This window comes from Vibrio sp. B183 (assembly GCF_000740665.1).
In the GTDB taxonomy this organism is placed as follows: Bacteria; Pseudomonadota; Gammaproteobacteria; order Enterobacterales; family Vibrionaceae; genus Vibrio; species Vibrio coralliilyticus.
Genome location: NZ_JPQB01000003.1, coordinates 73,315 through 99,392 on the forward strand (window position 1 = coordinate 73,315; position 26,078 = coordinate 99,392).

Annotated in this window: 21 protein-coding genes; 13 read left to right on the top strand and 8 right to left on the bottom strand. The window is 46.2% G+C overall.

The annotated features are described in order from the left end of the window. Nucleotides 1–143 precede the first annotated feature (143 nt). Complete coding sequence (locus IX95_RS02255; protein WP_038156438.1) at nt 144–1,133, top strand: GGDEF domain-containing protein; 990 nt, start codon at nt 144–146, stop codon at nt 1,131–1,133. A 77-nt stretch (nt 1,134–1,210) separates the two neighbouring features. Further along, complete coding sequence (locus tag IX95_RS02260; RefSeq protein WP_038156441.1) at nt 1,211–1,429, top strand: zinc ribbon domain-containing protein; 219 nt, start codon at nt 1,211–1,213, stop codon at nt 1,427–1,429. Here IX95_RS02260 and xseA read toward each other — a convergent pair. Continuing rightward, a complete protein-coding gene (gene xseA / locus IX95_RS02265) occupies nt 1,426–2,757 on the bottom strand; it encodes an exodeoxyribonuclease VII large subunit (RefSeq protein ID WP_038156444.1) in 1,332 nt (443 codons plus the stop codon). The genes IX95_RS02260 and xseA overlap by 4 nt on opposite strands. 231 nt (nt 2,758–2,988) lie before the next feature. Here xseA and guaB point away from each other — a divergent pair, with 231 nt between their 5' ends. The 4 genes from guaB to IX95_RS02285 all read left to right on the top strand — a co-directional run bounded on the left by guaB (nt 2,989) and on the right by IX95_RS02285 (nt 8,941). Continuing rightward, a complete protein-coding gene (gene guaB, locus IX95_RS02270) occupies nt 2,989–4,452 on the top strand; it encodes an IMP dehydrogenase (RefSeq protein ID WP_006959688.1) in 1,464 nt (487 codons plus the stop codon). A gap of 126 nt (nt 4,453–4,578) precedes the next feature. Beyond that, nucleotides 4,579–6,132: a glutamine-hydrolyzing GMP synthase gene (gene guaA, locus IX95_RS02275; protein ID WP_038156448.1), complete on the top strand. Its 1,554-nt coding sequence runs from the start codon at nt 4,579–4,581 to the stop codon at nt 6,130–6,132. Between the two features lie 312 nt (nt 6,133–6,444). Further along, the gene (locus tag IX95_RS02280; protein ID WP_038156450.1) at nt 6,445–8,100 is read left to right on the top strand and encodes a chitinase; all 1,656 of its coding nucleotides are present in this window, start codon (nt 6,445–6,447) and stop codon (nt 8,098–8,100) included. A gap of 250 nt (nt 8,101–8,350) precedes the next feature. Continuing rightward, nucleotides 8,351–8,941, top strand: a complete 591-nt coding sequence (locus tag IX95_RS02285; RefSeq protein ID WP_038156453.1) for an acetate uptake transporter — start codon at nt 8,351–8,353, stop codon at nt 8,939–8,941. Between the two features lie 120 nt (nt 8,942–9,061). Here the strand turns inward: IX95_RS02285 and IX95_RS02290 are convergent, their stop codons facing one another. Beyond that, on the bottom strand, nt 9,062–10,600 hold the full coding sequence (locus IX95_RS02290; RefSeq protein WP_038156459.1) for an alanine/glycine:cation symporter family protein: 1,539 nt from the start codon (nt 10,598–10,600) through the stop codon (nt 9,062–9,064). 282 nt (nt 10,601–10,882) lie between these two features. Then, complete coding sequence (locus tag IX95_RS02295; protein WP_038156462.1) at nt 10,883–12,136, bottom strand: D-amino acid dehydrogenase; 1,254 nt, start codon at nt 12,134–12,136, stop codon at nt 10,883–10,885. 103 nt (nt 12,137–12,239) lie between these two features. Here IX95_RS02295 and IX95_RS02300 point away from each other — a divergent pair, with 103 nt between their 5' ends. Then, a complete protein-coding gene (locus IX95_RS02300; protein WP_038156465.1) occupies nt 12,240–13,136 on the top strand; it encodes a LysR substrate-binding domain-containing protein in 897 nt (298 codons plus the stop codon). Nucleotides 13,137–13,229: 93 nt separating this feature from the next. Continuing rightward, nucleotides 13,230–14,207 (top strand): ion channel, encoded by a 978-nt coding sequence (locus IX95_RS02305; protein ID WP_019274171.1) that lies wholly within the window; start codon nt 13,230–13,232, stop codon nt 14,205–14,207. Here IX95_RS02305 and IX95_RS02310 read toward each other — a convergent pair. Then, nucleotides 14,204–14,755, bottom strand: a complete 552-nt coding sequence (locus IX95_RS02310) for a hypothetical protein (protein ID WP_038156467.1) — start codon at nt 14,753–14,755, stop codon at nt 14,204–14,206. The genes IX95_RS02305 and IX95_RS02310 overlap by 4 nt on opposite strands. Before the next feature lie 116 nt (nt 14,756–14,871). Between IX95_RS02310 and IX95_RS02315 the strand changes: the two genes are divergently transcribed. Further along, the gene (locus tag IX95_RS02315; RefSeq protein ID WP_038156469.1) at nt 14,872–16,140 is read left to right on the top strand and encodes an O-acetylhomoserine aminocarboxypropyltransferase/cysteine synthase family protein; all 1,269 of its coding nucleotides are present in this window, start codon (nt 14,872–14,874) and stop codon (nt 16,138–16,140) included. Between the two features lie 460 nt (nt 16,141–16,600). Next, complete coding sequence (locus tag IX95_RS02320; RefSeq protein WP_038156471.1) at nt 16,601–17,572, top strand: chemotaxis protein; 972 nt, start codon at nt 16,601–16,603, stop codon at nt 17,570–17,572. On the opposite strand, the gene IX95_RS02325 is transcribed toward IX95_RS02320, so the two are convergent. Further along, complete coding sequence (locus tag IX95_RS02325) at nt 17,569–18,333, bottom strand: 1-acylglycerol-3-phosphate O-acyltransferase (RefSeq protein WP_038156472.1); 765 nt, start codon at nt 18,331–18,333, stop codon at nt 17,569–17,571. The two genes, IX95_RS02320 and IX95_RS02325, sit on opposite strands and share 4 nt — an antisense overlap. 683 nt (nt 18,334–19,016) lie before the next feature. On the opposite strand from IX95_RS02325, the gene IX95_RS02330 reads away from it, so the two are divergent. Further along, complete coding sequence (locus IX95_RS02330; RefSeq protein WP_038156474.1) at nt 19,017–21,383, top strand: S8 family serine peptidase; 2,367 nt, start codon at nt 19,017–19,019, stop codon at nt 21,381–21,383. Nucleotides 21,384–21,392: 9 nt separating this feature from the next. Then, nucleotides 21,393–21,740, top strand: coding sequence for an ATPase (locus tag IX95_RS02335; protein ID WP_038156476.1), 348 nt, complete (start codon nt 21,393–21,395; stop codon nt 21,738–21,740). 27 nt (nt 21,741–21,767) lie between these two features. On the opposite strand, the gene IX95_RS02340 is transcribed toward IX95_RS02335, so the two are convergent. Beyond that, nucleotides 21,768–22,322: a hypothetical protein gene (locus IX95_RS02340; protein WP_235202557.1), complete on the bottom strand. Its 555-nt coding sequence runs from the start codon at nt 22,320–22,322 to the stop codon at nt 21,768–21,770. Nucleotides 22,323–22,351: 29 nt separating this feature from the next. Further along, nucleotides 22,352–22,597: a hypothetical protein gene (locus IX95_RS02345; protein ID WP_038156480.1), complete on the bottom strand. Its 246-nt coding sequence runs from the start codon at nt 22,595–22,597 to the stop codon at nt 22,352–22,354. A 154-nt stretch (nt 22,598–22,751) separates the two neighbouring features. Between IX95_RS02345 and IX95_RS02350 the strand changes: the two genes are divergently transcribed. Beyond that, entirely contained in the window at nt 22,752–24,224 is a 1,473-nt protein-coding gene (locus IX95_RS02350; RefSeq protein WP_038156483.1) for a BCCT family transporter, read from the top strand. Between the two features lie 66 nt (nt 24,225–24,290). Here the strand turns inward: IX95_RS02350 and IX95_RS02355 are convergent, their stop codons facing one another. Continuing rightward, entirely contained in the window at nt 24,291–25,931 is a 1,641-nt protein-coding gene (locus IX95_RS02355; RefSeq protein ID WP_038156486.1) for a mechanosensitive ion channel family protein, read from the bottom strand. Nucleotides 25,932–26,078 lie beyond the last annotated feature (147 nt).

Here is a 26,078-nt window from a genome sequence, read left to right on the forward strand (position 1 = left end):
ATGATCTCATGAAGATCTTTACCCCATAATATAGATGTCAACTCGATAATCAATTATTCAGTATGCTAGTGTGGCTAAGGTCTGATTATAAAATGACCTTATATGTTACTTTGTTCTGTTAATAATAAAAACGAGTCAGCCTTATGAGTTATAACCGACTTCTGCATGCCCACAGAGAGGTCAATAAGTTGCTCACCAAGCTTGCATTAGGAATGGGGAAAGCAGAGCTCAATCGCAGAGTGGTTGATCTGTCCGAGCATTGGTTTGGTGAACGCCGTGCGTCCATTTTGCGTCTTGATGAGCCGACACAACAATTGCATTTGGAATATGCGCCTAGTTTGCCTGATTTCTACAATCAGGCGATAGAAGGGGTTGAGATTGGGGAAAACGTCGGCTCTTGTGGTGCAGCGGCTTTTCTCAAGCGAACGGTTGTGGTGGAAGACATCAATCACCACCCTAACTGGGCGCCTTTTCTCTCTATTACTGAAAAAGCTAACCTTCGCGCTTGCTGGTCGGTACCTATATTAGCGAATGATCAGACTGTGATGGGGACATTTGCGATATACAGCTCGCAACCTTCTAAGCCAAGCGAAGAAGAGCTGGAAGTTCTAGAAATGTTGGCTTCTCTTTACGCTGTCGCGTGGGAAAAATATCAGCTTGAACAGCAGCTTCACTATCACGCTAGTTATGATTGCTTAACAGGTTGTCTGAATCGACGAGCGTTGCTTCAGCGAGCCTCTGATTGCCTCAACACCAATTTAACTTACGTCGCATGCTTCTTTGCCGATATTGATAAGTTCAAGCAGATCAATGACAAGAATGGACATGAAGTAGGGGATGTTGTGCTAACAGCAGTTGGCCACGCTTTCAAACACTGTTTTTCAGAGTCAGGCATTAGTGGACGCTATGGTGGCGATGAGTTTGTCGCGTTTGCGTTTTCAGATGATGAAGAAGCTCTCCGGATCCTGCATACCGAGCTCAGAGAAAGTTTGGCAGAGATTACTCCACTGCATACGATTGAAGTCAATGTGAGTGTCGGGTTGTCTATTGTGAATATTGAACGCCTAGACTCTATTGAGTGCTTGATTAAACAAGCGGATAAGCAGATGTATCAGATTAAGCATCACCACTGAGAGTGACTTAGATCATAGTATCTGGAGTGCCTCAGAATATAAGCTCTCAGTAGAAGCATCGATTAAGAGAATTCAATATGAATCCGTGTCCAGTATGTCAGAAAGAGCTAGAGTGGCAAGGTCACTACCACTGCAATGACTGTGCGAGTGATTACATCAAGGTTGGCTACTGCCCTGAGTGTAAAGACAAGCTAGAAAAACTACAGGCTTGTGGTTCCGCCAGCTATTTTTGCCACACTTGTAACGAACTTAAGTCGAAGTCCAGAGTTGGCTTTCAGTTCATTAAACAGGCTTAAACGACGGTAGAGTGTATCTCTCCGTCAGATAAACGGGTGACCAGAGTATCACCCGTTTTTGTCTCGGCCGCTTTGGTCAGCACTTTACCTGATGCATCTTGAGTAATGGAGTATCCACGTTTTAACGTCGCGAGCGGGCTGACAGTATCCAGTTTTTCAGCAGCCAGTGCGAGTTGGTGGCGAGAGTTAAGTAGCTTTCTGTCCATCGCGTCCATCAGAGTTTGCTCAAGTCTTTGTAACGACAGCTTCTGTTCATTGAGTCGCGCCACTGGAGAGTGGAGTTGTAGCTTATATTGCTGGCGTTCTACATTCTGACTGCGGGTAGTCAGATAGCGTTCCATTGAGCGTTGCAGACGAACAGACAACTCGTCGAGCTGTTGGCTCTGTCTCTGAAGTTGATGAGACGGGTGTTGACGTTCCAGTCGGTGCTGTAGCGTCGACGTGGTTTGTTTATGCTTGGTCAGATAATGACGAATAGCACTATGAAGTTTGTGCTGACGAGTATTGATGGCTTGCGCTTTGTGGCTGTTATCTCGGCTGACTAATTCCGCTGCGGCTGATGGTGTAGGTGCACGCATATCGGCAACAAAGTCGGCGATAGTCACATCGATTTCATGTCCGACAGCACTGATAATAGGTATCTGACTGGCTGCAATTGTACGTGCGACAATTTCGTTGTTGAAACACCAAAGATCTTCCAAAGAACCGCCGCCTCGACCAACAATCAACACGTCACATTCGTTGCGACTATTCGCACAACCTATGGCCTGTGCGATCTGAATGGCAGCATCCTCTCCTTGAACTAGTGTCGGGTAAACCACGACAGGTAACGAAGGATCACGTCGCTTCAGGACATCAAGAATATCGAAGAGGGCAGCGCCGGTTTTGGAGGTCACTACGCCAACACGTTTTGGGTGTTCTGGCAATGGCTTTTTGCTGGTTTGAGCAAACAAACCTTCACCAGCCAGCTTCATTTTTAGTTCTTCAAACTGCTGCTGAAGTCGGCCATCTCCCTCTGGCTGCATACTCTCGATAATAAGTTGGTAGTCACCACGAGGCTCATACAATGACAGACGAGCTTTGACTAAAACCTGATTGCCATTCTGAGGTTTAAAAGTCACTCGGCGATTGTTGCCACGGAACATGGCGCACTTAACCTGAGCACGGGAGTCTTTGAGGGTAAAATACCAGTGGCCTGAAACGGGCGCAGAGAAGTTTGAGATTTCGCCGACCAACCACACAATACCCATTTCATTTTCTAGTAATAGGCGAACTTCAGAATTAAGACGAGATACAGTGAAGATGTTTTGATTAGTCAGAGATGACACAGCTAATCTCATAGGCGTGAGTATGGAAATTAGCGGCAATATAATACATAGCAAGGGGGTAATTGCAAGAAAAAAATTAAAAAAACTTGTGGTCAAGCGATTGCGTTCGCCGTATAATCCGTCCGCAATATCTAATCCAAATGCAGCCTAGCTTCTCCGCTAACTGCCCTCATTATGCGAAACGATGAGACCGGATTGTTCTTTTACTCCTCTAATTGTGAGATATTGCAAATGCTAAGAATTGCCAAAGAAGCGCTGACATTCGACGATGTTCTACTAGTGCCAGCACACTCCACCGTTCTCCCAAACACAGCTGATCTTCGCACTCAGCTGACGAAAAACATCACCCTTAACATTCCGATGATTTCTGCGTCTATGGATACCGTGACGGAAGCTCGTCTGGCTATCGCTCTAGCGCAGGAAGGTGGCATTGGCTTTATCCACAAAAACATGTCGATTGAGCAACAAGCTGAAATGGTTCATCAGGTTAAGATTTACGAAGCTGGCGTGGTTTCCCATCCGGTTACTGTAAACCCTGATGCAACAATTGCAGATGTTGTGGCTCTAACAGAAAAGCATGGTTTTGCAGGTTTCCCTGTCGTAACTGATAACAATGAGTTAGTTGGTATCATCACTGGCCGTGACGTTCGTTTCGTAACTGACCTTTCTAAGAAAGTTGAAGTCGTTATGACACCTAAGGAGCGTCTGGCGGCAGTAAAAGAAGGTGCAACTCGTGAAGAAGTGCAAGAGAAAATGCATGAAGCACGTGTTGAGAAAGTACTGGTCGTGAACGATGAGTTCCAACTAACCGGTATGATTACAGCAAAAGATTTCCATAAAGCAGAACGTAAACCAAACGCATGTAAAGATGCGCAAGGTCGTCTACGCGTCGGTGCAGCAGTTGGTGCTGGTGCAGGTAACGAAGAGCGTGTTGCAGCCCTGGTTGAAGCGGGTGTTGACGTTCTACTTATCGACTCTTCTCATGGCCATTCTGAAGGCGTACTAAACCGTATTCGTGAAACTCGTGCGGCTTACCCAGATCTAGACATCATTGGTGGTAACGTTGCAACGAGTGCAGGCGCTAAAGCGCTGATTGAAGCGGGTGTCAGTGCTGTGAAGGTTGGTATCGGCCCAGGCTCTATCTGTACCACTCGTATCGTAACTGGCGTAGGTGTTCCTCAGGTTACTGCTATTGCAGATGCGGCAGAAGTTGCGAACGAATATGGCATTCCAGTTATTGCGGATGGCGGTATCCGTTTCTCCGGTGATATCTGTAAAGCTATCGTTGCTGGCGCATCATGTGTGATGGTTGGCTCAATGTTCGCTGGTACCGAAGAAGCACCAGGTGAAGTAATTCTATACAACGGCCGTTCTTACAAAGCTTACCGTGGTATGGGTTCTTTAGGCGCGATGTCTCAAGGCTCATCTGACCGTTACTTCCAGTCTGATAATGCTGCCGACAAACTTGTTCCTGAAGGTATCGAAGGCCGTATCGCATACAAAGGTCGTCTAAAAGAGATCGTTCACCAACAAATGGGTGGTCTACGTTCAAGCATGGGTCTTACTGGCAGTGCAACCGTTGAAGATATGCGTACTAAAGCTGAATTTGTACGTATTTCGGGCGCTGGCATGAAAGAATCTCATGTACACGACGTTCAAATTACCAAGGAAGCACCAAACTACCGTCTAGGTTAATTTTTACTGTTGTAAAAATAAAACCTACACACCTGACGTAAACGTTTGCTTTTTTCCTTGAAGCATTAATAAGAGGCGAGTACACTCGCCTCCGTTTTAATAACCTAGCTTATAAGACTGCTCAAAATGACTAAAAATATTCATGACCAACGTATTCTGATCTTGGACTTCGGTTCTCAGTACACTCAGCTAGTCGCACGCCGTGTACGTGAAATCGGTGTGTACTGTGAACTGTGGAGCTGGGACGTTGAAGAAGCGGATATTCGTGAATTCAATCCAGACGGTATCATCCTATCTGGTGGTCCAGAAAGCGTAACGGAAGATAACTCTCCACGCGCGCCTCAATATGTATTTGACTCTGGTGTGCCAGTACTAGGTGTATGTTACGGCATGCAGACTATGGCTGAGCAGCTAGGTGGTAAAGTTGCTGGGTCAACCGAGCGTGAATTCGGCTACGCACAAGTCAAAGTTTCTGGTGAATCGACACTGTTTAAAGATCTTGAAGCAACTCAAGACGTGTGGATGAGCCACGGTGACAAAGTGGTAGAAATTCCAGCGGACTTCGTAAAAGTCGGCGAGACTGACACTTGTCCTTATGCGGCAATGGCCAATGAAGAAAAGAAATACTACGGTGTTCAGTTCCACCCTGAAGTAACGCACACTAAGCAAGGCAAGCAAATGCTTGAGAACTTTGTTCTTGGCGTGTGTGGTTGTGAAGGGCTTTGGACTTCAGAATCGATCATTGAAGATGCCGTTGCGCGTATCAAAGAGCAGGTAGGTGACGATGAAGTCATCCTAGGCCTGTCGGGCGGTGTGGATTCATCTGTCGTTGCAATGCTGGTTCACCGTGCAATCGGTGACAAGCTAACCTGTGTATTCGTCGATAACGGTCTGCTTCGTCTAAATGAAGGTCAGCAAGTGATGGATATGTTTGGCGATCAATTCGGTCTGAACATCATCAAAGTTGATGCGGAAGAGCGTTTCCTTGCAGCTCTTGAAGGTAAGTCGGATCCAGAAGAGAAGCGTAAGACTATCGGTCACGTATTTGTCGACGTATTCGATGAAGAATCTAAGAAGCTGAAAAATGCGAAGTGGCTTGCTCAGGGTACTATCTACCCAGACGTCATCGAGTCAGCGGCATCTAAGACAGGTAAAGCACACGTAATCAAATCTCACCATAATGTTGGCGGCCTGCCAGACGATATGGAAATGGGCCTTGTTGAACCTCTACGTGAGCTGTTCAAAGATGAAGTTCGTAAGATTGGCCTAGAGCTAGGTTTGCCTTACAACATGCTTTACCGCCACCCGTTCCCAGGTCCTGGTCTAGGTGTTCGTGTTCTTGGCGAAATCAAGAAAGAGTACTGTGACTTGCTACGTCGTGCAGATGCTATCTTCATTGAAGAGCTACATGCAGCGGATCTTTACAACAAAGTATCGCAAGCCTTCACGGTATTCCTACCTGTACGCTCTGTTGGCGTTATGGGCGATGGCCGTAAATACGACTGGGTCGTTTCTCTACGTGCAGTTGAAACGATCGACTTCATGACGGCACATTGGGCGCACCTACCATACGATTTCCTTGGTAAAGTATCTAACCGTATTATCAACGAAGTTGACGGTATTTCGCGTGTGGTTTACGACATTTCGGGTAAACCACCAGCGACGATTGAGTGGGAATAATCCTGTTCGTTGATGCAAAACGTTAAGAGCCAGCCTTCGGGCTGGCTTTTTTAATGGCTTAATAATTATATAGTGTAATGTTCTGATAAATTAACATTACTCGCTGATGATGACAGTATTATTGGATTCTATATCGGTGAATTATTTGGTGTTTTTGAAGCCAAAAGACATTTTTATTGGCCTAGACCGTTTCTTATTTCGTTGTAACTACAAAGTGACTCGCAACTTAACATCAGGTGAGTTCATTCACCGTGATTCTTGATCTGACTTTTTCTAATCTCTTTTCAGTTTTATAAAACAAGGAAAAGTGAGATGAAGAAAGTAAGTTACTTGGCCGCCGCCGTATCTTTGGCTGCTATGTCGTCCAGTTGGGCGATGACCAATATCCAACCTGACCCGCAGAATCCGAATGGTTATGTGGTTGCCCGCGCTGATATTCAGGCGGCAGAACAAGCACAAACTTCCGATCCTATGTACCAGATATGGTCTCAGGCACTTACTACGGCACCGAATAGCGTTGTTGAGGCGATTGAGCCCAACCTTGCCACTAATCCGGATAACGTTAAGCGCGCTGAACGTGTGTTCCCTCAGGCTGAGTGGGATTTTCTGACTAATATGGCTGCGCCTGAATATACTTATACCCGCTTCCTACGTGCGATTGGTAAGTTCCCTGCGTTTTGCGCTGAGTATACGGATGGGCGAGATTCCGATGCGATATGTAAACGTTCGATCGTGACGGCATTTGCCCACTTCGCGCAGGAAACAGGGGGGCATATTGCCAAAGATAATGTGTCGGATAACCCATTAGGTCTTGAAGAGTGGCAGCAGGCACTTGTACACGTGCGTGAAATGGGCTGGTCAGAAGGTCAGGAAGGCTATACCACTGGTTGTGGCCAGAACGATTGGCAAAACAAAAAATGGCCGTGTGCTGCTGGACAGGGTTATTTTGGACGTGGTGCTAAGCAGCTTTCTTACCACTTTAATTACGGCGCATTTTCCGAAGCAATGTTTGATGGTGATGCGTCTGTTTTGCTCAACAACCCAGGCTTAGTTGCCGACTCTTGGTTGAACTTAGCCTCTGCGATCTGGTTTTTCCTAACCCCACAAGCACCGAAACCCGCCATGTTGCATGTGATTGATAAAACGTGGTCGCCTTCTCAACGTGAAATTGAAGCGGGGATTGGTTATGGCTTTGGCACCACCATTAACATCATAAATGGGGGCATTGAGTGTGGAGAACAGAATAAGAATAAAGGGCAACCCGTTAACCGCATAAGATATTGGGAAGGACTGTCGTCTTATTATCAGATTCCAATCGAAGCCGATGCAAAGAATACCTGTTGGCAACAGACTCCATACGGCAGCCTTAACCTAAATGGTGCGACTGATGTGTTGTACACCAACTGGGATGGCAACTGGAAGTACTATGCTGATCGTCCGGGTGGTTATTCATTTGAGTGTGAATTAGTTGGATTCCAGACCGCTTACTCTGCGCTGGTACCGGGTGACTACGAAAAATGTGTGACTAATTTGTACGGCTCTCACGCGAGTTGGCCTGAAGTGCGTGTTGTTGACCAGTTAGACCCGGTTGACCCTGATCCTGGCACAGGAAAGGCTTGGAGTGCTACTAAGGTGTACAACACAGGTGATGAAGTCACCCATGAAGGGGCGACGTATAAAGCGAAATGGTGGACACAGGGGGATAATCCGAGTGCTGGTGGGCCATGGGAATTAGTTTCCGGAACGCCAACGGAACCAACACCGGATCCTACGCCAGATCCAACTCCGAATCCTGACCCTACGCCAGTGCCTGATACCTTTATTCAGTGGCAAGCAGGTGTAACTCAGGTTGCTAACGGCGATAAAGTTACCCATGAAGGTAAATGTTTTGTCGCTAAAAACGGACCGGGCGTTTGGGACACGCCAACTCAGTCGAACTGGTTCTGGGATGAAATCTCTTGCCAGTAATGTAAAAGGTTCATGACTCATTAACTAAGCTCCTGCAATAAGCAGGAGCTTTTTATTTGCGACTACTAAGAGTAATGAACAGTGGCTTCAAGCAACTGTTCATTCTATTGATGGCGTAGCCTGCCATTGCTTCTAGCTTTATGGGACGGTTTTCGGAATCTTAGATTGCACATTCCAGATCTATCTTTTTTATCGAACGGAATTAAACTTCGCGCGTAAATTTTATTAATTTTTTTGAAAGGTGTGCGAAATGTCAACAAAACTGGCTAACCCAGCTCCACTTGGTCTGATGGGTTTCGGTATGACAACCATCCTGCTAAACATTCATAACGCAGGCTTCTTCCCAATTGACTCAATGATTTTGGCAATGGGTATTTTCTATGGTGGTCTGAGCCAAGTGATTGTCGGCATGATGTGCTTTAAACGTGGTGATACGTTTGGTACTACCGCGTTTACTTCTTATGGCTTGTTCTGGCTAACATTGGTTGGCTTGATTGTTATGCCTTACATGGGTTTACCAGCAAGCCCTGCACACTTTATGGGTTGGTACCTAGCTCTGTGGGGCATCTTCACGGGTTTCATGTTTATCGGCTCTCTTTGCTACCCAACAGCGAAGCAAGTGGTTTTCGGCTCGCTAACTATTCTGTTTTTCCTACTTGCCGCACGTGATTTCACGGGGAGTGAGCTGATTGGCACAATTGCAGGTTTTGAAGGTATTTTCTGTGGCGCAAGTGCAATCTACTTCGCGATGGCTCAAGTACTGAACAACGAATATGGCCGTACTATTCTTCCTATTGGTGAGAAAAAAGCATCGGTTGCAACAGAAGCTGTTGCAGCGTAAAGAATATTGCTTGCATGGCTAATGGCCGTGTTAGAAATATATTTGGGAACATAAGATGAAAGGGGTTAGCCATAGGCTAACCCCTTTTTTTACCACTGCTTTTTATCTTAGATATCCAAATTAGGTTGAAGGTTGCTCAACAGGTTTGGACTCTTCTTCTGCTGTAGGCTCTTTGCCTGTCTTACGACGGTATTTATCTTCCCAGTAATCTGCACCTTTGATGCCCAGTTTTACAGGGTTGAACGTGTACTCTTTCACGCCTTGTTTCTGCTGCTCTTCGTAATCATTTAGAGCCTTAAGTGCAGGCTTCGCCATGAAGAAGATAATCAGAATACCGACGATGTTTAGCCATGCCATCAGGCCAACACCCACGTCACCCATTGCCCATGCAAGGTTTGCAGTCTTAACTGTACCGTAGAACACAACGGCAATAAGTGCCAATTTCAGTACGAACATCAAGCCGTTAACTTTGATGTGGCGACGGATATAGGCCACATTTGTTTCCGCAATGTAGTAGTACGCAAGGATGGTTGTGAAAGCAAAGAAGAACAATGCAATCGCAATGAACGGCTTACCAATACCCGGTAATGCACTTTCAATTGCCATCTGAGTGAAGACAGGGCCATTCGCCGCAATGTCCGCTGCTACGTTCTGAACTAGGAAGCCTTCTGCACCGTGTACGTTGTAAGCACCCGTGATGATAATCATAAATGCTGTCGCCGAACATACTAGTAGCGTATCGATATAGATAGAGAACGACTGTACCAGACCTTGCTGAGCTGGGTGGTCAACACTTGCAGCTGCAGCTGCGTGAGGACCAGTACCTTGACCCGCTTCGTTTGAGTAAACACCACGTTTAACACCCCAACCGATTGCCGCACCAACACCTGCCATAGGTGTGAACGCATCACCAATGATCATTGAGAATACTCGAGGTACTTCACCGATATTTAGAAGGATGATGATGAAGGCCGTTACGATGTAAGCCAGCGCCATGAAAGGAACCACGATTTGTGTGAAGTTCGCGATACGCTTAACACCACCGAAGATGATGAAGGCTAGGATTACGGAGATAACAGTACCTGTTAAGATTTTCGCAAAGCTGAATGTGCCGATCGCTGTCTCGATCATTGCACCTGAGCCAAACGCTGCCTCAACAGCATTACCAATACTGTTTGACTGAACACCCGGTAGTAGGAAACCACAAGCGAAAATGGTCGCGATAGCGAAGATCCACGCGTACCACGTCTGACCCATTGCTTTCTCAATGTAGTAAGCAGGACCACCACGGAATTCGCCGTTGTCTTCTTCTTTATAAATCTGCGCTAGTGTTGATTCTGCGTATGCTGTTGCTGCACCAAAGAATGCAACAACCCACATCCAGAAGACTGCACCAGGACCACCGAAACCGATAGCCGCTGCAACACCTGCAATGTTACCTGTACCTACACGCCCAGAAAGTGAGACGGCGAGTGCCTGGAAAGAAGAAATGCCCTTGGACGAGCTTTTACCTGAAAGAAGCAGACGCCACATTTCACCGAAGTGACGAACTTGCACGAATCGCGTCATGATTGAGTAGAACAAACCAGCGCCAAGACACAAATAAATCAGTGCCGGACTCCAGATGATTCCATTCAGAAAATCAACTAATGACTGCATAAGTATTTTCCCTGTTTAGTTTTATAGTGGTGGTTTTCTGAACAGGATATTAACCTTTTTGTAACTCCGATGTTAACCAATTTATACTTTAAAGTTTGTTTGCGTGAGCTCAGGCACAAAATGCTAAATAAATGTTAACGAGTGGTGTTATTGTAGTGTGGAATTTCAATTTGCTTGAGAATTGAATTGATATGACTAAATCCACAGCGCACTTAGGAATATGCGCCGTGTTTGGTGGCTCGTTTTTTGTACTGTTAGTGTTGGTTCTTGCAGATATTTATACTATTTGCTGTACCGATATGTACTTAGCTCTTTATATTGAAGGTTATTCGACCTTGTGATTACCTCAGTTAGAATATCGGCTGACCCACAGGCCATCGTCCAACCTAAGGTGCCATGACCCGTATTCGTGAACAGATTCTCGATCTTTGTCTCCCCAATAATGGGTGTCCCATCTGGTGTCATTGGGCGAAAGCCTGTCCAGTATTCTGCTTGAGTTAAGTCCGTGCCCTGAGGAAATAGGTTAGCAACGACATGATTTAAGGTCGCGAGTCGTTTGTCTGGTAGAGCTGGGTCAAATCCGGCTAACTCGGCTGTACCCGCGACGCGTATCCGGTTTTCAAATCGTGTGACCGCTACTTTATACGTTTCATCCATAATGGTTGATTGCGGAGCAAAGTCTCGATTGATCACAGGTAAAGTCAACGAGTAACCTTTCACGGGATAGAGTGGGATGTCTATTCCGATTTTTTCCAGAAGTTTTTTTGAATAACTGCCCATTGCGACCACAAACTTGTCGGCTTCGATTTCCCCCTGTGATGTCGCGACAGAGGTGACCTGATTGCCCTGAACATTCAAACGTTGAATTTCAGTGTTAAACAGAAACTCGATGCCAGCGTTTTCTGCCATTGCCTGAAGTTGCTGGCAAAACAGATAGCAATCTCCTGTTTCGTCATCTGGCAGATAAAGCCCGCCAGTCAAAGTACCTTGAATATTGGCTAGCCCCGGCTCCTGAAGCAGACACTCCTTGGCATCCAGCAACTGATAGCGAGTGCCACTCTCCTCCAGTAAAGCAATGTCCTTCTCTACGGCTTCCAACTGTTTATGGTTGCGGAAAATTTGCAGTGTCCCTTGAGTGCGCCCTTGATAGTTGAGGTCGTATTGCTGGTTTAACTGCGCTAAACACTCTCGGCTACGATTGGCAATCGCTAACATACGGGCTTTGTTAATCCGGTACCTGTCCAGCTGGCAATTTTTCAGCATTTGGCTGGCCCAATGGAGGAGTTCGGGGTTGAGGCTAGGTTTGATTTTTAGCGGAGCGTGTTCTTCTAATAGCCATTTCATTGCCTTGAGTGGCACACCAGGTGCAGCCCAAGGGGATGAATAGCCATAAGAGATCTGACCGGCGTTAGCAAAGCTAGTCTCTTCCGCAGCGCGGGGCTGGCGATCAATGACGGTGACCTGGCAACCAGCTTGAGATAAATACCAAGCGCTAGTTAACCCCACCACACCACTGCCTAAGATAACGACTTTCACACTCAACTCCACAAATTAACGATTTTGCTAAGCGTGGTGGATTTACATCTGATTAACAATCGATAAGAATTAATAGTACCGTTTAGAAAAACTAAAAGCTTTTATGAAATCCGTCCTGCTCAATGGTATCAATCTGGTATGTATCGTCGCTAAACACAGCAGTCTGACCAGTGCTGCCCGTGAACTCAATCTCACTACGGGTGCGGTCAGTCAGCAACTTCAGGCGGTGGAAGAGCGCTTAGGCTTTAGTGTGTTTGAGCGTCACGCAAGAGGTATCCGCCTGACCGAAAAAGGGGATAAGCTGGTTCAGTCAGTGACGCCACATTTGGCGGCAATTGAGGACAATGTCTACAAATTGACGCATGTTACCAACAGTAAACAGATACGGCTTAAACTCACTCCTTCTCTGGCCTTCAAATGGTTGGTGCCGCGTTTGGACGATTTTCAGAAGCGTCATCCAGAGATCCAGATTCACACATTTGCCGAAGGAGCGTTGGTGGACAGTGAGAGTCGAGACTTTGACATTGCCATAGATTATGGGCCTTTACCTTACAAGTTGCCTCAAGCAGAACTGTTGATGGAAGAATCTCTTTTACCTGTGATGAGCCCAGGGTACTTTCATCACTTTTCACACCTCTGTGCGACGAGTTCATCTGAAGACTGGCAGCAAGTCACTTTGCTTCATGATGCTATGCCTTGGAGCGATTCCTCGAAAGATCAGGAGTGGAAATACTGGGCCGCACAGCACAGTCTTGACTTCGACACTCATCAAGGTCACTTCTTTAACCGCACGGATATGGCGATGTCTGCGGCGGAAGCAGGGTTGGGAATTGCGCTGGCGCGAATGGCCCTTTTGGGGGATGAGCTCAATCAAGAAAGATTAGTCGCGCCGTTTCCTGCCATTCGTGCCAATGCGGGCTATTTCATTATTACCCACCTTGATAATCCTCATACCCGATTGTTTAAAAGTTGGCTGAAACAACAAAGTCTTATTGATTAAATTGTAAATTGCGTTTGCGAGTGCATATGCACCCACTACACTTAATAGAGTCAGCAAGCGTCAGTTTGCTGACGTGCTTACGGGGCAGCGCATATGAAATCTACACAAGGCCAATGCAGCTATCAAAATCCTGATGGCTGGTGCTGCGATCAACCGTGTGGAGAGTCAGGACTATGTTACTGGCATGATCCCAAAGTCGATAAAAGCAAAGATGATATAAAAGACAAGGTTGAACAATGGGCCGCAGCGGGTAAACCTTTAGACGGATTTCAGTTGGCAAAAACGAACTTGGTTGATATCAATTTGGTCAATCGAGGTTGTAAAGAAGGCTATTCATGTCGCAACGTGGATTTTTACCGCGCGGATCTGACCGATGCACACTTTTTCGGTCTAGATTTGCGTGGCTCCTCCTTAATGAAGTCAAAGATGTTGGGAGCAAATCTTCATTGTGCAAAGTTAGATAACTGCAACTTATTGGGAGCCGATCTCGGCCGGGCGAAACTGGAAAATGTTGAGTGGGGGACGTACCTCAAGCAAGAGCACCAGGCTAGGCAGGCGCGTAAAAAGCGAAAGTACAAAGAGTCTGCTTCTCTGTACCAAGAAGCGGAAGAAGTGTGTCGCAATATACGTAAACAGTGTGAAAAGCAGGGGCTGTTTGAGATGGCTGGCGATTTCTTCAAGCGAGAGATGCGTTTTCGTCGTTATCAGATGCCTAAGTTCAGCATAAAGCGGATCGTTTCTAAGGTCGTCGATTTGTTTTGTGGCTATGGCGAAGATCCAATGCGGGTTGTGGGCTTTTCCATTTTTCTGATATTGGTTTGTGCGATGGCGTATTTCTTTTTGGATACTACGGGCGCGCACCCGATATACGAAGATCTTAGCGGCTGGCAGTTCTACTTTTTTGAATTCCTCAACTCGCTCTACTTTAGCGTCGTTACGTTTACCACTTTGGGTTACGGGGACATCTCGCCCGTCGGGGTCGCGAGATTTATCGCTGCCTTCGAAGCGTTTCTCGGCAGCTTTACCATGGCGTTGTTTGTGGTGGTGTTCGTGAAGAAAATGACGCGTTAGAGACTGCGATAATGTTGTACCAACCAGTTTTCAGCATCGATTTCATCCGCTTTAAACTGGTTGGAAAAGTGCTCGATCAGCGTAGATAAATACTCGCCAGAGTCACACATGGTATCAAACAGTAAGTCTTGGGAAGCGGCCAATGGTCCAGCTTGAGGCTTTGCTTTGGCTGCCAGTAGCACAGGAACCATATACAGCTCTTTATTGAGAGTCGTGAGATCTTTCAACTGTCGGGCTGTCTGATAAACTCGGGCGCTCGAACTTGCCTTATAGTCAGTGCTCTCAAGCTCAAGTTGAATGACAAATATGATCCCACGATAAAGCACCACAGCGTCAATCTCTTCACTCTCTAGACCCATTGGTAAGCGTAATATCACTTGTCCGGCTAAATGTGGCAGCGCAGTTAGTTGCTTTCGCAGCAGGGCAATTTTGTCCAGCCACACTTGTTTCGTATCTGGCGTAAACAACGAGAGGTCTGTTATGTTGGCCGTATCCAGTTGACGACAAAAGGTATAAAGAGGCGTATTTAGCAGAATCTTCTCAGTCATGGCTTTCAAGGGTTTAGTGTGAATGCATTCACAGTATGATTAGGTTTTGAACACAATGCGGGTATTTATTGATAAGACATTAATTCCACATTTATTCGCTTGTCCAAGGAAGGTATATGAAAGACGAAACCTTATCAATTCACTTTGGTTATGAAACTGACCCAACCACTAAATCGGTTGCTACGCCTATCTATCAGACGGTTGCCTACGAGTTTGACAATGCTCAGCATGGTGCTGATTTGTTTAACCTTGAAGTGCCGGGGAATATTTACACCCGGATTATGAACCCGACCAATAATGTGCTGGAAAAACGTATGGCAGCGCTGGAAGGGGGGATTGCAGGCCTGGTTGTTAGTGCGGGGAGTGCGGCAATCAACTACGCGATTCTGACACTGGCTCAGGCAGGAGACAACATCATTTCGACACCTCAGCTTTATGGTGGTACCTACACGCTGTTCGCCCACATGTTGCCAAACCAAGGTATTGAGGTGAAATTTGCGAAGGACGATAAACCAGAAAGTCTTGCTGAACTGATCGATGACAACACTAAGGCGATTTACTGTGAAAGTATCGGTAACCCGGCAGGTAACATTATTGATTTAGAGCGGGTTGCGGAGCTGGCACATGCCAAAGGTGTTCCTATGATTGTCGATAATACGGTTGCGACTCCTGCCTTGTGTAAGCCGATTGAATTTGGTGCTGATATCGTCGTTCACTCCTTAACGAAATACGTCGGCGGGCATGGAACGACATTGGGCGGGATCATCATCGATTCCGGTAAATTCCCTTGGGCGCAGCATAAAGCCCGTTTCCCAGTTTTTAATCAGCCAGAACCGTCTTACCATGGCGTGGTGTACACCGAAGCGTTTGGTGAGGCGGCCTTTATTGGTAGGGCTAGGACAGTACCACTACGTAACACTGGGGCTGCGTTATCACCAATGAATGCATTTATGCTGATCCAAGGGTTGGAAACACTGTCGCTACGTATGGAGCGCCATACAGAAAATGCGCTCAAGGTTGCAGAGTTCCTCAACCAGCACGATAAAGTCAGTTGGGTTAGTTATGCGGGCTTGCCAACTTCAGATCATTACCCGCTGGCTGAGAAGTACATGAAAGGTAAACCTTCGGCGATTCTGTCTTTTGGTCTTAAAGATGGCTACGACGCTGGGGTACGTTTCTATGATGCACTGAAAATCTTTAAGCGACTGGTTAACATCGGTGATGCCAAATCCCTGGCTTGCCATCCCGCTTCCACCACCCACCGCCAGTTAAGTGAAGCAGAGCAGGCTCAGGCCGGCGTTTCGCCTGAAATGATCAGACTTTCCGTGGGTATTGAGCATATCGACGATATTCTTGCCGACTTGGAACAAGCGTTGAGTGCATAACGGCTAAAGCACTGGGAAATCCCAGTGCTTTCAATCAAACCTTATTTTCCTTTCACTCTCTGATATTGGTTTCGTGATATTTAGTTCAACTATTTCGCAATATTGCCGTTATAGTAAAGTAGACATTGAGTTCACCTTTTTATACAGATACTTACTAGTGTTTTTGACTCTACAATTACAGCCTTATGAGAGCATTTCTTTCTGGCTTAAGGAAAGTTCACCACTCGGGGCTTATACTAGGAGAGGTAACCAATGCTTCATCATAGTGTGAGCGACACAAGAGCTTGCAATGAGATTGATGAATTCTTCTGGCATTTATATTGATAAATGAGATAGTTTTACTTGCGCCTCAAGCATTAACTAAAAATACAAATCCCGAGGCGGCAGATTAAAGGTAGTTACGCAGGCGAGAAATACTCTGCGTAAGTGTGAATGATACCGGGAATGAGTAAAATCAACTATGAGCGTTTCAAGCAGTACAATTCTTACAGAAAGCGGCACCAATGAACTTGAGATTATTGAGTTTCATTTAGTTAAACAGATGCCCGATGGCTCTAAAAAGACCTGTTATTACGGCATTAACGTTGCCAAAGTGCGTGAAGTCATACAGGTACCGGAAACGACCGATTACCCGAATGCTCAGCCACATATGGTTGGTGTATTCTCTTCCCGAGATATTCTTACTCCTCTGGTCGACCTTGCTGGTTGGTTAGGTGTTCCAACGAGCAAAGATTTAGAGAAGAAGTTTGTCATTGTGACGGATTTCAACCGCATGACTAACGGCTTTCTGATTGACAGCATTAGCCGCATTCATCGTATTTCCTGGAATGATGTTGAGTCACCAAGCCAATTCCTTGAAGCTGGTGAACAGGATTGCGTGGTCGCCGTTGTGCGTAAAGATGGCAACCTGATTATGATCCTTGATTTCGAGAAGATTATCGCAGACATCAACCCAGAACTGAGTATGGAAAAATACGATGTTAAGGTGGATAAAAGTGTCGATCTTAATCAGAAAATGGTGGCGAAGCGTAATGCGAAGACTGTTATGGTGGTCGATGACTCTGCCTTCATTCGCAGCTTGATTCAGGACACATTAAGCTCGGCGGGTTATAACATCATTGCATGTAAAGATGGTGGTGAGGCGCATGAGAAGTTAATGGAAATTGCGGAAGTCGCTAAGAAAGAAGAGATACCTATTACTGAGTTGGTTGACGCTGTGGTGACGGACGTTGAAATGCCTCGTATGGATGGCATGCACTTAGTCAAACGCTTACGTGACTCTGAAGCTTACAAAGAGCTGCCGATTGTGATGTTCTCATCACTGATGAGTGATGACAACCGGGCCAAAGCTCTGGCATTAGGTGCGAATGATACTATCACCAAACCAGAGATTGGCCGTATGGTCGCAATGATGGACCAATATATTTTCTAAAGACTGTGTTGCTCTCCTGAGAGCGATTTACTGTTTTGTCTTTCGAGCTGGGCAACTTCGTTGTCCAGCTCTTTTATTTTCGATGCCATTAATGTGTGGCAATGCTCCGCTAGCTTTCGTGCATCTTCGATTTTATACCCGGAGACATCAATGGGTTCGAGCATTTCAGAAATCACCACACCATTGTCACGACGATTTAAGTCAATCTTTTTATGGGTAGTGCTGACACACATGGGAGTAATCGGAACCCCAGCTTCAATCGCCATGCGGAATGCGCCAGTTTTAAACGGTAACAACCCTCGACCTTTGCTGCGTGTTCCCTCGGGGTAAACCCAAACGGACAGATCTCGTTGATGAATGGCTTCTGCTACTTGTTTGATGGTATCGCGTGCCTGTGACTTGTTTTCTCTGTTAATTAGTATATTGCCAGTAATCCAGTAAAGTTGACCGAAGAAAGGAATCCAGAGTAGATCTTTTTTCCCCAAGGAGACGGTTCTTGGGCGCAGCATCCCCGGCGCTGTGACAAAGTCGTACACACTTTGATGATTAGAGATATAAACGCTATTGGCTGGCGTTGGGGCTCTATCTAAGCCACGTTGTATCAATTTGAGGCCAATGAGTTTGTGTAGCTGATTAAACCAACGACAGAAAAAGTAGACATGCTTTGGATTTCTTGGGCTGAACAAGCAATAAATCAAAGCAAACAGAGTAGTGAAGACAACAAAAATCGCAGCCAAAATCAGGCGAATAATACCAAGCAAAACACTTTCCCTCTTTAATACGAGTACGTCATGAGACCGATGGAAACCATTCGGTTTAAGCTAGAGTTTTCAATCTATTTAACTAAATTGCAACAGAAATTGAGTTCAGTTGGGGGAACTTCATCGAGATTTCAATATTAATATGCAATTAACTTTATATTGAGGCGGGTATGGTAGCACGTCTCTGATCCAATATAAGAGGATATCAGCAAAGAGCCGCTATCAAGCTGACGAGAGTGGGGGACTGTTGTGCCCATTGTTTTACAATCATTGTGTTTGCAAACCCGGAAAAGATCGACTTCTTGCTGTAATAGTAATATCCCTCTATTCATTTTAATGACTAAATTGTCATTTTATCATTTCCTGTAAAGTCAGAACTTCCATAAGCTCTAATTATTAATAATGTCACTTTATATATCATTGGAATAAAAACTCAAATAAAATAACTATAAATGCACTTTTTGTTATTAACTAATTGCTTTTTAAGGTTTTTTATTAACCATTTGATGTTAACTAGTCCTGTTGTTTAGTTGATTCCTTGCCTGTTTGTGAATGTTTTATTTTATAAATTATTGGATGTTTTATAAGCATACTTTATAGCTAATGCTCTCTTGAGTAGTTATGAATAATGACTGTTCATGAGGATAAAGTGAATAATAATAGCTCAAAAAGGATCAGAGCAAATGCACAACATGATAAATAAAACCAAAGGAATATTCGTCCTATCATCAATGACAGTGGCTATAGCTGGTGCAACGTCTGCTTTCGCAGCGTCACCAATGGGCTTTAATGAAGCGGATCTCCCGACTAAATATATAGTCAAGTTCAAAGAAGATGCGCCTGCACCATTCTCAATGGCTAGTTCAGCAGTCGCTCCATCGAAAGCGCGCGAAGCGGTGTTAGATGAAGTGAAAGCTCGCAAAGTAGAGAAATTGGGTAACCAAGCACTTTACAGTGTGGAAGTGGATGACAGCGAGCTGTCGGCACTGCGTGAGAATAGCCAGGTTGAATATGTTGAGGTCGACCCTCCACGTTACCTATTGAGTGAAACTACGCCTTGGGGCTTTAGCGCCGTTAACGCTCAATTGTTAAGTGACTCCAATGCGGGCAACCGTACTGTGTGTATTATTGATTCAGGTTACGACATCAGTCATAACGACCTGAGCGGCAACCGTGTCCAAGGTACTAACGACAGTGGCACAGGCTCATGGAGCTCTCCGGGTAATAATAATGCTCACGGTACTCACGTTGCGGGTACTATCGCAGCGATTGCTAACAACGAAGGCGTTAAAGGCGTGATGCCAAACCAGAACGTCAATCTGCATATCGTGAAGGTGTTTAATGAAGCGGGCTGGGGCTACTCTTCAAGCTTAGTGAAGGCGATCCAGACCTGTGCGGATAACGGCGCAGACGTGGTCAACATGAGCCTCGGTGGTAGCCAATCGAGCCGAACAGAACGCAACGCACTTCAGTCGATATACGATGATGGCGTTCTGCTGATTGCTGCGGCAGGTAACTTAGGTAACACAGCGCACAGCTACCCAGCCTCTTATGATTCTGTGATGTCAGTGGCGGCAGTGGACAACAAAAACCAGCATGCGGCCTTCTCTCAAGCAACCGATCAGGTAGAGATTGCAGCGCCAGGTGTGGCGGTACTGTCAACCGTAACTGTCGGTGAAGGTGTGCTTTCAGATATTACGATTAACGGAGTGAGCAACTTCGACCGTGGCGTCGTTCCACATAACCGTAAGATCCTAAAAGTCCCAGCTGACTTTGATAACCCATACAAGTCAGCTCCAATTGCAGGCACTTTTACCGCGCCTCTTGCGGCTTGTGATATCTCGTCAGGCAGCTACAACTGTGGCGACATGTCAGACAAGATCTGTCTGACTGAGCGTATTGATAATCAGGCGACGGGCGTTCGTCCAGAAATCAATCCGGTGAAGGCATGTTACAACGCAGGTGCTAAAGCTGCGATCGTATACAGTAACCAAGAATTGTCAGGTTTACAGAACCCATTCGTACTGGATGACAACGACGACTATCGTGTGGTTTCTGTCACAGTTGACCGCGAATTCGGTCTAGAGCTGGCGAATCAGCTTGGTCAAACGGTCACAGTTAAAACCACTATGGGCGAAGACTACGAGTACTACAATGGTACATCTATGGCGACGCCACACGTAACAGGTGTTGCTGGTTTAGTCTGGAGCTACCACCCAACGTGTACGGCACAACAAGTACGTAAAGCGCTGACAGCATCGGCAACAGATATCGATTCTGAAGGCCGTGACAACCGTACAGGTTATGGTTTGGTGAATGCGGATGCGGCGAAGACTTACTTGGACTCTGGCTGTAATGGCCCAGTCGATCTAAGTAAAGTACTTGAAAATGGTGTAGCGAAAACTTCACTATCTGCAGGAAGCAAATCAAGCACAATTTACACCTTCGACGTTCCTTCTGATGCAACTCAAGCGACCTTTAACCTAAGTGGTGGTACAGGTGATGCGGATATGTACGTGCGTTTTAATGGTACGCCTAGCACCAGTACCTATGACTGCCGTTCATGGGAACAAGGTAACGGTGAAAGCTGTTCACTGAACGTAAGTTCTGCGGGCACTTATGAAGTATTGGTGTACGGCTACTCGGCGTACAGCGGTGCCTCTCTGGTTGCAACGCATAACGGTGCAGATTCTGGGAACCAAACGCCATCAAGCTTTACTAACTCAGATACCATTGCGATTCCAGATAACAACAGCGCAGGTGCGACTAGTTCATTAGACGTATCACGCTCTGGCGACGCGGGTTCGGTATCCGTTGAACTGGACATCAGTCACACATACATCGGTGATTTACGTGTTACGTTAACGTCGCCGACGGGGCATCAGGTGACACTGCATGACAACACTGGCAGTTCGGCGAACAACATCAAGGAAACTTACCAAGCTGACTTTAGTGGCTTTGAATCTAAAGGAACTTGGAAGTTGAACGCAGTAGACAGCGCTAACCAAGACACGGGCAGCATCAATAGCTGGACACTGTCATTTCAATAAGGAGTGAGTATGAAGAAGCAGATATTAACGTCATTGCCATGTGTTGGCGCTCTCAGCCTACTGGCCGCGACTTTCTCCGCCAGTGCAATGGCAGGAAATCCGGCGTTTCCCCCAGTGGATAAGAGACCTGCGCAGGCAGCGGCAGAGCAACCGCGGTTCTTTGTGAAGTATCATGAAGGCAAAGAGCAGCAAGCTAGAGAGCTTCTTCATTCTAATGGCATTGAAGTCGTCGACGCACTGGATAATCAGCATGTGCTGGTGGTGTCGGCCACTCAGGATCAAATCGATAAGCTGAGCAATGATGAGCTGATTGATTATGTTGAGCCTGAGCCTATTCGACGTCTTTACTCACAATAACTAGCGCGCCCCAAATGGGGCGCTTTTTTATGCGCTTTCCAGTAGGGATCTCACATATTGATTTCGATGGTCTGAGATACCTCGGCGGCGACACTCTTGCGCCGCTTTACGGAAGTTGCCCGTGTGAATATGCTGATTAAATTTCACAAATGTATTTTTAAGCTTGGGCATGCCTAAGTTAAAGATCATATCAAACAGCGCCAGCTTGACGTTGTCTGGTAAATGCTCAAAGTTTGCCTTGCCATAAATAGCCCACAGTTCGTTCTCAAAGTTCTCGATGTGCTGCTCCATCATGGTGAGCATGGCTTGGTCACTCAGAATCAAGCCAGTGTGATTTTTGTAAAAACCTGCACCGTACTTTTGCCCATAGGGAAGCTTCTTTATCCGTGTGAACTCTTTAATGATCTCTGATTTTGTGGCTCGTTTCCCCGAAGATAGATGGAGAAACTCCAATTCTGCGGCCTGATGGGTATTGGAAATCAAGTGCCCAATCCCAGTTGTCACGTGTCCTCGGGTATCGAGGTACATGTGAGGCACTTTACCTTCATATTGTTCAAGGTTGTGGCAGAGGGTGTGTTTCAATTGGCAGCTACCAGTCGGACGGGATGCGCCTAATCGTTGTTTTGTTTTTTTTGTCCCGGTAGGCATCCTAGCAGCATGGCTTTGACTTTATCTTTGGCCTGTTGCTTCCAGCGTTTCTTGAGCGATTTGAAATATGATTTTCCCGGTATCAAGGTGATGACTTCTACTAATGAAAATGACTGGCGATTATAAACAGCGATATGAGAGACGACGTCGAGAAAAGTGTTAACGAGTGTGTTGAATATCATGAAGATAACAGATCGTCTAATCGGCATTTATCTCAGTTAGATTACGGGGAATGAATAAATTTTTCTGTCTGTGATTGGTTGCGCATTCCTGATGAGGAGAAGTGATTGTTAATAGACAGTAAACAAGCGTGGCGGCACAGTAGTACTATACCTATCTTCGCCTCTAAAGGCTTCTCAAATTATGAATTCAAATCACCTTCAGTCACGTGTGATCATGGGATTTGCTATTGCTACGGCTGCTATCGTAACCCTGTTCCCTCAGTTTAGTGTGTATAAAATAGCAGAGCTGACTAACCTGGTTATTGCTCAACTTGATGATGAAGTGATCTTACTCTCTACGTTGGCATTTGTTACTTGCGCGATGCTGTGTCTGTCGCCTTTAGGAAAGGTGAAACTGGGAAACCAACAACCAGAATTTAGCTTCATCTCTTGGCTCGTAATGCTCTTTACGACAGGCATGGGTTCAGGGTTGATTTTCTGGGGTGTCGCCGAGCCTATCTTCCACTTTGCCAACATGCCGCCTGTAGAACTAGTCAATGATGCGCAAGATACGGCGCTCGCCCTGACGTATTTTCACTGGGGAGTACACGCTTGGAGCCTCTATGCGTTAGCAGGGTTACTGATGGGGTGGTTAGCTTACGTCAAACAGCGGCCAATGCGTGTGAGTGCCTCGTTTTCTCGTCGCCGCACGGGTTGGTTAGGTATTGTTGATCTGATTGCAGTGCTGGCGATCTTGTTTGGTATCGCCGGAGTGCTGGCCAACACCATGGCGCTGGTCGAACAGGGAGTGAGAAGCCTCACGGGCACGACGGCTGACCTGACCAACCTGCGTATTGGGCTGACCATAATCATTGGCGTGCTGTTTACTTTTTCCAGTGTGCTTGGGCTTGAACGTGGGATTAAGCGGCTGAGTAGCTTCAATATCTGGCTGATGGTCGCGTTGCTAGGTTTCGTACTTGTGAATGTTGATATGGCGGGTGTGATCGGTCGTCTTGCCAGTTCGCTGGAAGCGTACATCGCGATTCTGCCACAGGTTTCGCTGTCAGCCATTGAAGGTGGGGAGAAGTGGAGTCAAGGATGGACGGTGATCTACTTAATTTGGTGGATTGCCTGGGCGCCATTCGTAGGGCCTTTTATTGCGCGTATCAGCCGTGGTAGAACCGTTCGACAGTTTTTGTTTTGTACGGTCATGGTGCCCACTTTGGCGTCGATTGTGTGGTTCTCAAGTTTTGCTGGAGCGGTGTTTGAAAGCAGCTATCTCAATGAGGTGGTTACAGCTGTGCAGCAGGATTATACGAAAGGTCTATTTAGCTTCTTTGAACACTTACCATTAAGTGGTGTTCTTTCTATTACGGCGTTAGTGCTGTTGTTGACGTTTGTTATTTCCAGTTCGGATTCAGCTATTTATGCCGCTGGTATGCTGACGGGAGATGAGCGCACCAGCAGTAAAGTCAGTTGGTCTGTCATTGTTGTTGTGATGGGCCTAGCGCTGGTTACCATTAACGATGTTGACCTGAATAAACAGGTTGCGATTGCTGGAGCGATCCCATTTACCTTAGTCATGGTGTGTCAGGCCATTGCTGTGTTGATTGAAAAGTGGTTACCGGACAAGTTTGCTACACGAAGTGATTCAGGCTCCCAGCCACAAATATGATTCAATTGCCGTAAAGTGAAATGGAGCAATCCCTATGGGCTTAGCTATTGCTCCATTTCAATCTTTTTAAGTGAGCGCTTCTGATTCGGAGCGGCCTTGTTCTGCTGTGTTTGCTGCCATATGCAGGTAGGTTGTGTGGGCTGGCAGAGCAAACTCAGCTTGATTAGCTTTGACTATTTGTTCGATACGCATCAGCAAATCTTGCTGCAACTGCAAGAACTCATTTCTGTCTTTGGTATCAATATGAGCCAGCACATCAATGTTTAGGCTGTATTCACCAAAGGATGAAAAGTGGACGCGTAACGGGGATTCGAGAACGTCGGGGTGAGCGAGAAGCGCTGTTTTTATCTCATACGCAATTTGTTCAACCTGCGGCATAGTCGTCTCGTAGCGCAGACCGATCTGAGTAGTAAACGGGTAGCGATCACGACGTGTGAAGTTGATGATTTCCATCTTGACCAAATCGCCATTGGCAATGGTGATTTGGGTGCGATCTTTGGCCCGAATTCGTGTCGAACGAACGCCGATACGCTCAACAACACCAGAGACTTGGCCAATTTGGCAGTAATCGCCAACGGACAATGATTTGTCCATAAACAGGATTACGCCACCAATCAGATTTTCCATCGTCGGGCGAATTGCCAGAGCGATGGCCATACCACCAAGGCTCAATCCGGTGACGATGCCGTAGACCGGCACACCAATGCGGCTTAAGCCATATCCAAAGATGGACACTGCCAGCGCGGATCCGATTAACGTGCCGACAATTTGTGTTACGCTTTGGCGCAGGTTAGAGGCCTGCTCACCTCGACTAGGCAAAACCGTGCAGGCCTTATAGCCAATCAGGTAAGCGGACTGAGTCACTAACAGCCATATCAACAGCTCACCAGAGACGTTCAACGTCGACATCAGCTTGCCCGTCATATTGATTTCATGACTGATCAGATACAGAAAGCCACCAATCCCCAAAGCCATAAAAATCGGCGTCATTATGGTGTTGCCAATATAGCGATAAACCGCATAACCATAAGCAAACAACGCGATGCTTACCACTGCTAGTGCGAGCCATTGCCAAATTGCTTGATCGGAAAATTCTTCCATAAACACATCGGGGAGGGCTTCAATATAACCAAACCAAGTGGGAGGAATTAGCTTCCCGGCACTCAGTGAGTAATACTGGTAAAAATCTTCCACGGTGCCGTTACGGTTAGGTAGATGCTTGACGAGCTGATAGCTAGAGTAGAGTTTATCGACGGTTTTAGCGGAAAACAGGTATTTGCCATCGGTTTGTTTTTCAATGACCAACTGAGTATGGGGCAATCGCCAGTAGCTCAGCTTGCTTTGATCCGGAATCGATGCAGCTTCAAATTCAGGTAGACGGTCGAGGATTTCTTTCATCAACATGACGGACTCGAGTGCGACTCGTTGCTGGCTCGACTTGGGTACTTCAGACAAGTCAAAGCATTGCATTGCTTTGTTGAACAGGGCGTACACCGATTGTCTGGCCGCCTCTTTCTCTGTTGCTGGTAAAGAGGGGAGTTCAAGCAGCGTTTGATTCGCCTGCTCGACTAAATGTGTGAAGCTGAGATAGGTTGCTTGTGGGCTACTGGTGTCAGGTGGCGCCAATGGAAATCGCTCTGCAGCAAATGTATAAAAAGAGGAAAAACATAGGCTAAAAACACATAAAACTCTGAATACAAAAGTCATCACTGAGGCGCACCTTAGTTATTGGTCTATTGGTTCTCATTAATCTATTTAATGTGTGGTTTATTGCATAGCTAAACCAATGTTCTCACTCCACTTTCATGAAAAAGTGCGTTCTAAGTCTTTGAGAGCGACAGATATTGCTACCCC

What these genes read in the sequence shown, in the direction of transcription:
- IX95_RS02260 (WP_038156441.1), top strand. Translation starts at nt 1,211, where the DNA reads ATGAATCCGTGTCCAGTATGTCAGAAAGAGCTAGAGTGGCAAGGTCAC.
- IX95_RS02305 (WP_019274171.1), top strand. Translation starts at nt 13,230, where the DNA reads ATGAAATCTACACAAGGCCAATGCAGCTATCAAAATCCTGATGGCTGG.
- guaB (WP_006959688.1), top strand. Translation starts at nt 2,989, where the DNA reads ATGCTAAGAATTGCCAAAGAAGCGCTGACATTCGACGATGTTCTACTA.
- IX95_RS02300 (WP_038156465.1), top strand. Translation starts at nt 12,240, where the DNA reads ATGAAATCCGTCCTGCTCAATGGTATCAATCTGGTATGTATCGTCGCT.
- IX95_RS02255 (WP_038156438.1), top strand. Translation starts at nt 144, where the DNA reads ATGAGTTATAACCGACTTCTGCATGCCCACAGAGAGGTCAATAAGTTG.
- IX95_RS02290 (WP_038156459.1), bottom strand. Translation starts at nt 10,600, where the DNA reads ATGCAGTCATTAGTTGATTTTCTGAATGGAATCATCTGGAGTCCGGCA.
- IX95_RS02285 (WP_038156453.1), top strand. Translation starts at nt 8,351, where the DNA reads ATGTCAACAAAACTGGCTAACCCAGCTCCACTTGGTCTGATGGGTTTC.
- IX95_RS02280 (WP_038156450.1), top strand. Translation starts at nt 6,445, where the DNA reads ATGAAGAAAGTAAGTTACTTGGCCGCCGCCGTATCTTTGGCTGCTATG.
- IX95_RS02335 (WP_038156476.1), top strand. Translation starts at nt 21,393, where the DNA reads ATGAAGAAGCAGATATTAACGTCATTGCCATGTGTTGGCGCTCTCAGC.
- IX95_RS02355 (WP_038156486.1), bottom strand. Translation starts at nt 25,931, where the DNA reads ATGACTTTTGTATTCAGAGTTTTATGTGTTTTTAGCCTATGTTTTTCC.
- IX95_RS02330 (WP_038156474.1), top strand. Translation starts at nt 19,017, where the DNA reads ATGCACAACATGATAAATAAAACCAAAGGAATATTCGTCCTATCATCA.
- IX95_RS02310 (WP_038156467.1), bottom strand. Translation starts at nt 14,755, where the DNA reads ATGACTGAGAAGATTCTGCTAAATACGCCTCTTTATACCTTTTGTCGT.
- IX95_RS02345 (WP_038156480.1), bottom strand. Translation starts at nt 22,597, where the DNA reads ATGCCGATTAGACGATCTGTTATCTTCATGATATTCAACACACTCGTT.
- IX95_RS02315 (WP_038156469.1), top strand. Translation starts at nt 14,872, where the DNA reads ATGAAAGACGAAACCTTATCAATTCACTTTGGTTATGAAACTGACCCA.
- guaA (WP_038156448.1), top strand. Translation starts at nt 4,579, where the DNA reads ATGACTAAAAATATTCATGACCAACGTATTCTGATCTTGGACTTCGGT.
- IX95_RS02320 (WP_038156471.1), top strand. Translation starts at nt 16,601, where the DNA reads ATGAGCGTTTCAAGCAGTACAATTCTTACAGAAAGCGGCACCAATGAA.
- IX95_RS02350 (WP_038156483.1), top strand. Translation starts at nt 22,752, where the DNA reads ATGAATTCAAATCACCTTCAGTCACGTGTGATCATGGGATTTGCTATT.